This window comes from Flavobacterium sp. (assembly GCF_044368625.1).
In the GTDB taxonomy this organism is placed as follows: Bacteria; Bacteroidota; Bacteroidia; order Flavobacteriales; family Flavobacteriaceae; genus Flavobacterium.
Genome location: NZ_JBIPPD010000178.1, coordinates 1 through 6,846 on the forward strand (window position 1 = coordinate 1; position 6,846 = coordinate 6,846).

Here is a 6,846-nt window from a genome sequence, read left to right on the forward strand (position 1 = left end):
AATGGGTTGATTGGTGCTGCCTTCTTTTTGAAAAACTACTTGACCAGAAATTGTCAGTAACTCGATTGTTCCACTTGCTACAGCACCTGAAATAATAAAATAATCCGAAGCAGGATTGGGATAAACGGCGACTTTCAAAGGATCGATTGCTATTGTAGAAAGACTCGCAAACCAAGTTTCGCCTGCATTAGCACCCCAAATATAATTGGCCAAAAGCGGATAATCAATAAAAGGATTACGGTTTAGTTGCCAGGTGTATATGTAATTATTACGATTCATCTCGAAATCGTCTGCAGGATCTTGTAAATTCCAAGTTAGCAATGTATTCAAATCACCCAATTGCCCAATCGTAGTATCGGCCGGATTTCCGTTTACCACATCCAAACCGTTATACCGAACTGCCATATAAAAAATAGACCGTGCTACATCCCCTTTCCAACTTCCTTGGTTTCCTGAAAAACCGTTGTAATCCGTGAGTCCATAATCTTTATTATTCCTCGTACTATTTTCTGTGGCATCTTCTGCACGAATATGGTGAGCATCGGAATGTCCGTGTATTATAGTGGAAGCACTTGTGGCCTCCCAAATATTAATTCCGTCGGGCGTATCGGCTGTAGCATTTGAAAATCCACCACGCGATTGCGGATAAATATGTTCTCGATTCCACTTCCCTATACCATTTCCTGTAGTTTGGATGAGCAATTTAGATCTCGCAATTTCTTTGTACATCAACCATACTTCATTGCTATTCAATGGATTTTGGTCGGCCATTTGCAAGATGGTATTGACATCACCGTAATTGTGAGCGTGAACTACTGCTGGATTTGCAATGATATCTTGTACGGCTTGTTTTAAAACAGGTCCCGATTTTCCTTCCAACGAAGCATAATATCCTACAGGTACTGTAGAATTTACAATACCATAAGTTGGATTCAACGGGGTTCCCCAAGCTGCAACCGAAAAATCATTGTCGATAATCTCGATTTTTACATTATCATTCATCCGAACGTATCCGCTTGGTAGCGCTCCAAATTTGATTCTCATCACCTCATCACCTTCATCAAGACTGTCGTCAATAACAGAAATGATTGTGGTAAATGTTGTTTGACCTTGCGGAATAACTACTGTTGTAATTCCGGTGAAGTCACTCGTATTGAAACTACTGTTATTGAGTGTAAATGTAAAAGTCAAATCCGCAATGGTGGCTGTTTGTGTTGTAAATGTAATTGGAATATTGTCGCCCTCGTTGTACTGTATCGCTAGCGTAGAAATGGTAATTCCGTTAAAAACAATTCCGCTGCCATCGTTGGGAACTCCCGGTGTTGGCGGTTTTGTTTCGTAAGTGCCGTCATTCTTTCGTTGAATCGATTCGGTCGTTTGTTGTCCGTTTTCATTTTCGTTGTATTGTATGGTCAAACCCAATAAGGCCATTAATTCAGTCGCGTCAGGATCGGAAGTATCATAAGCCAAGGCATGAATCAAATTGGTTGTTGTAGCCAAAGTACCATCTGGAAAATCTTCAAAAGTACCAGAATATATCGCAACTGCATCGGCTCCATTTTGTAATAAATTATCACCAAACGTTCGCGCAGGAGCTGGAGCTACATCATTCGAACCTATCAAAACAATCCCGTTGGCATCCGTACTCAAACCGTTAAGGGACATCGTATAATAACTTTTCAATGCCGTATTGGAACCCGAGTCAGGATTTCCGTTAAAACAAACCAAAACATAACCGTCCAACGAAAAATTTGGAACGGATGTTTTGAGTTCTACAAACTCCTTTGTGTCTATTGATGGGGTATCAGAGTCAATTTCATTGATAACAATAATTTGGCTAAAGCCTGTAAAACTGTATACCAAAGTTAATAAAAGCACGTATTTTTTAAACATTATTTATTCTTTATCTTGCAAATCTACACTTTTAAAAACGTTTTTTGTGTTAAAAAAAAAATTCTAACGATTTGATAATCTGAAATCTCTTGTCGTTTGCATTACAATAACTACACTTAATTATTATAAAAAAGCATGCAAAAGTTTTGTTTGGAAACAATTAATGGTCGCTATAAATTTTCTATTTTTGTCGAGTCAAATTTAACCAACTCAACATGCTGATTATAGGAATTGCCGGTGGAACAGGAAGCGGAAAAACAACCGTGGTACAACAAATTATGAACGAACTTCCGCAAGCCGAAGTCGGAATCATTTCGCAAGATTCATATTATAAGGAGAATAATTCCCTATCATTTGATGAACGTGCATTGATTAATTTTGACCATCCGAGGGCAATTGATTTTGCCTTACTGGGCGAACATTTAAAGGATTTAAAAAACGGCAATACGATCAATCAGCCGGTATATTCCTTCGTAACCCACAACCGAACTGAAGACAGCATCATTACCCACCCACGAAAAGTAATGATTGTAGAAGGAATTTTGATCCTTGCCAATCCTGAATTACGGGACATGTTTGATATCAAGATTTATGTGCATGCCGACTCTGACGAACGATTAATCCGAAGACTCAAACGCGATATTGCCGAACGAGGCCGAGACATGGAAGAGGTTTTGAACCGCTACCAACACACGCTCAAACCAATGCACGAACAGTTCATCGAACCTACCAAAGCCTTTGCCGATATCATCATCCCAAACGACAAATACAATACCGTGGCAATAGATGTAGTTCGCGCCGTAATTAATCAACGTATTTCATAAAAAATTTCCTATTTTTATACACTATTTTTTTGAAGTTGTTTGCTACTATACGTTCTATTTTATAAACCCCGAACTGCGGGAGCTACAGAATTTCCTCTTCAAATGCTTTGCATTCAGAGAATATCAAAAAAATATTAACGAATGAATCAGGGCTATGAATTATACGTAAACTATGAAAAATCCGCTAAAAAAAATCACCGATAAACATCCCCTACTCAAATTTTTGAGTAATAAATACGTCATCGTTTTGGTATTTTTTATCGTATGGATGTTTTTTCTGGATACCTACTCTTACTTGGAACATCGTTTTTTAGACAAAGAAATTGACGAACTCCAAACCAATAAAGAATACTACCAGAACGAAATCAATAAAGACAAGAATAGCATCAGGACACTTAAAAATCAACACCAAATCGAAAAATACGCCCGTGAAAAATATTATATGAAAAAAGACAACGAAGATATATATATTATTGAATACGAAGGAGATACTTTAGAGAAGTAGAATCCTCTCCAACCCCTCCGAAGGAGGAAAGTTTGAAACCTAAAAATTTGGATTTAAAAATTGGAATTTAAGGAATTGAAATGTGACACTTTAAATTTGGAATTTGGATAACTAGAATTTAATGCATAGTAAAGGAATAGAAAATGGCAAAACAACTTTTTAAAGAATTTAAATACGTAAGTTCCAAACAGTGGAAACAACAAATTCAGTACGACCTTAAAGGTGCCGACTATAATGAAACCCTTGTTTGGGAAAGCCCTGAAGGTATTAAAATAAAGCCTTTTTACCATACTGATGAAACGCCTGAACCTTTGTACTCGAGCACTAAAAACGAATCATTCAAGATATGTCAAAACATTTTTGTTTTTGACGTGGACAAGTCCGTTCGCCGAAGTTTAGAAACCTTGCAAAGAGGTGCTGAAAGTTTACGTTTTACTATTGAAGACCCAAAAACTGATGTTGTAAAACTGCTCGAAAACTTACCCGTTGAAAAAATTGAAGTCTATTTTAAACTGCAATTCCTTTCGCACGATTTTATCAAACAACTCAATGACATTGCTCAAAAAAGAAAAGCCACTTTTTATATCCTAATCGATCCCATTCAGCAATTGACCAAAGACGGTAACTGGTTTACAGATGTAAAATCCGATTTTGATTTATTAACTGAAATAAAATCTAGTTGTACTTCGTTGCATTTCATTTCTATTGACGGAACCTTGTATCAAAATGCAGGTGCAAATATGATACAGCAAATTGCTTATATCTCAGCTCACGCTGTAGAATATTTCCATCGCCTTCCGGGATTATCGGGCACAGTAGTTGTTGAAGTAGCCGTTGGATCGCATTACTTTTTTGAAATTGCCAAACTTCGTGCGTTGCGATTGGTTCTTGAGTCGATTGCAACTGAATTTAATCCCGAATTAAAATTTCATATATTAACGACTCCTTCCAAACGAAATAAAACCCTTTACGATTATAACGTCAATATGCTTCGGACCACCACCGAATGCATGAGTGCTATTATAGGCCAAAGCGACGCCGTTAGTAATTTGCCTTACGATGCTTTGTATCACAAGGAAAATGAATTTGCCGATCGGATTGCCCGAAATCAACTTTTGGTACTCAAACACGAAAGCTATTTTGACAAAGTCAACAATCCCGCTGACGGAGCATATTTCATCGAAAACACCACCCAACAAATGGCCGAAAAAGCGTTGGTTCTTTTTAAAGAAATTGAAAGTTCTGGAGGATTTATTTCGAAATTATTAGAAGGAACAATCCAGAAAAAAATTCAGGAAAGCGCTGCGAAAGAGCAAGAGCTATTCGATACAGGAAAAGAAGTATTACTCGGAACCAATAAGTATCCTAACAAAGACGACCGCATGAGTCACGATTTAGAGTTGTTTCCCTTTGTAAAAAGTAAACCTAGAAAAACGCTTATCACTCCTATTATTGATAAACGATTGGCAGAAAAAATCGAAAAAGAACGTTTGGAAAATGAAAAATAACGATAAAATGAATCGCAAAGACCTCCAACATATAACACTCAAAAGACCTTTTACAAAAGCAGAAATTTCGCAAGAATCTTCTTCTTTTTTGACTGCTGAAAATATCGAAGTCAAATCAAAATACACTAAAGAAGATGCAGCTGATTTGGAACACGTAGGTTTTGGCGCTGGAATTTCGCCCAATTTACGTGGACCCTACTCTACAATGTTCGTTCGTCGTCCATGGACAATTAGACAATATGCGGGATTTTCGACAGCACAAGAAAGCAATGCTTTTTACCGAAGAAATCTTGCCGCAGGGCAAAAAGGACTTTCCATTGCTTTTGATTTGCCAACACACCGCGGCTACGATTCAGATCACGAACGCGTAGTGGGTGATGTAGGAAAAGCAGGTGTTGCTATTGACAGTGTGGAAGATATGAAAGTTTTATTCGACCAAATTCCCCTAGATGAAATGTCGGTTTCAATGACGATGAACGGTGCTGTTTTGCCTATTATGGCCTTTTACATTGTTGCAGCCGAAGAACAAGGCGTTGCGCCAAAATTACTTTCTGGTACAATTCAAAATGATATTTTGAAAGAGTTTATGGTGCGAAATACATACATCTACCCTCCCGCTCCATCGATGAAAATCATTGCAGATATTTTTGAATATACGAGCAAAAATATGCCGAAATTCAATTCAATCTCTATTTCGGGTTACCACATGCAAGAAGCGGGTGCGACAGCCGATATTGAGTTGGCTTACACCCTTGCCGACGGTTTGGAGTACATTCGAACTGGACTTGCGACAGGAATGAAAATCGATGAATTTGCGCCACGTCTGTCGTTTTTCTGGGCAATTGGAATGAATCATTTTATGGAAATTGCCAAAATGAGGGCTGGTCGAATGATTTGGGCGAAAATTTTAAAACAGTTTAATCCAAAAGATGAGAAATCGCTTGCCTTGAGAACGCATTGCCAAACCTCGGGATGGAGCTTAACCGAACAAGATCCTTTTAACAATGTAGCGCGAACAACTATTGAAGCAGCAGCAGCAGCTTTTGGCGGAACACAGTCTTTACATACGAATGCATTGGACGAAGCAATTGCTTTACCAACAGACTTTTCAGCTCGAATTGCACGAAATACACAAATTTATTTACAAGAAGAAACCAAAATAACCAAAACCGTTGACCCTTGGGCTGGTAGTTATTATGTAGAACAATTAACACATCAAATTGCTCAAAATGCTTGGAAACTCATCGAAGAAGTAGAGGAATTGGGCGGCATGACCAAAGCGATTGAATCTGGAATTCCAAAGTTGCGAATTGAAGAAGCGGCTGCACGAAAGCAAGCCCGAATTGACAGCAACCAAGATATAATTGTAGGTATCAACCAATACCGCTTGGCAAAGGAAGATCCATTACATATCTTGGATGTAGACAATCAGATGGTTCGAAAGCAACAATTGGAAAGTTTGGCAGAAATAAAAGATTCCAGAAACTCCGAAGCCGTAACAGCAAACCTTGCCGCATTAACAGAGTCAGCTCGAACAGGTAAAGGAAATTTACTGGAATTAGCTGTTACAGCGGCAAGAAACAGAGCTACTTTGGGCGAAATCAGTGATGCACTGGAAGTCGTTTTTGGAAGGTATAAAGCACAAATTAAATCGTTTAGTGGCGTGTATAGTAAAGAAATCAAAAACAACGAAAGTTTTGAGTTGGCTAAACAAAAAGCAAACGAATTTGCCGAATTGGAAGGACGTCGACCTCGTATAATGATTGCAAAAATGGGCCAAGACGGTCACGATCGAGGTGCGAAAGTAGTGGCTACAGGTTATGCCGATGTGGGTTTTGACGTAGATGTAGGTCCACTTTTTCAAACGCCTGCCGAAGCGGCAAAACAAGCCGTAGAAAACGACGTACACATTTTAGGTGTTTCTTCTCTTGCTGCAGGTCATAAAACTTTGGTTCCGCAAGTAATTGAAGAACTTAAAAATTATGGCCGCGAAGATATTATGGTTATTGTGGGTGGTGTGATTCCTGCACAAGATTACCAGTTTTTGTTTGATGCAGGTGCGGTTGCCGTTTTTGGACCTGGAACCAAAATCAGCGAAGCGGCGATTCAAATATTA

General features: G+C 38.5%; 5 protein-coding genes. 4 read left to right on the plus strand and 1 reads right to left on the minus strand.

Going from position 1 to position 6,846, the window contains the following annotated elements:
• A partial coding sequence (locus ACIQ2X_RS12240) for an endonuclease (protein WP_396179202.1) occupies positions 1 to 1,893 on the minus strand: 1,893 nt, incomplete at its 3' end.
• Between the two features lie 215 nt (positions 1,894 to 2,108).
• Between ACIQ2X_RS12240 and udk the strand changes: the two genes are divergently transcribed.
• From udk to scpA, 4 genes are all read left to right on the plus strand, one after another.
• Entirely contained in the window at positions 2,109 to 2,717 is a 609-nt protein-coding gene (gene udk, locus ACIQ2X_RS12245; protein ID WP_396179203.1) for a uridine kinase, read from the plus strand.
• 172 nt (positions 2,718 to 2,889) lie between these two features.
• Complete coding sequence (locus ACIQ2X_RS12250) at positions 2,890 to 3,222, plus strand: septum formation initiator family protein (protein ID WP_396179204.1); 333 nt, start codon at positions 2,890 to 2,892, stop codon at positions 3,220 to 3,222.
• Positions 3,223 to 3,365: 143 nt separating this feature from the next.
• Positions 3,366 to 4,730 (plus strand): methylmalonyl-CoA mutase subunit beta, encoded by a 1,365-nt coding sequence (locus tag ACIQ2X_RS12255; RefSeq protein WP_396179205.1) that lies wholly within the window; start codon positions 3,366 to 3,368, stop codon positions 4,728 to 4,730.
• 7 nt (positions 4,731 to 4,737) lie between these two features.
• A partial coding sequence (gene scpA / locus ACIQ2X_RS12260) for a methylmalonyl-CoA mutase (RefSeq protein ID WP_396179206.1) occupies positions 4,738 to 6,846 on the plus strand: 2,109 nt, incomplete at its 3' end.

What these genes read in the sequence shown, in the direction of transcription:
- udk (WP_396179203.1), top strand. Translation starts at nt 2,109, where the DNA reads ATGCTGATTATAGGAATTGCCGGTGGAACAGGAAGCGGAAAAACAACC.
- ACIQ2X_RS12250 (WP_396179204.1), top strand. Translation starts at nt 2,890, where the DNA reads ATGAAAAATCCGCTAAAAAAAATCACCGATAAACATCCCCTACTCAAA.
- ACIQ2X_RS12255 (WP_396179205.1), top strand. Translation starts at nt 3,366, where the DNA reads ATGGCAAAACAACTTTTTAAAGAATTTAAATACGTAAGTTCCAAACAG.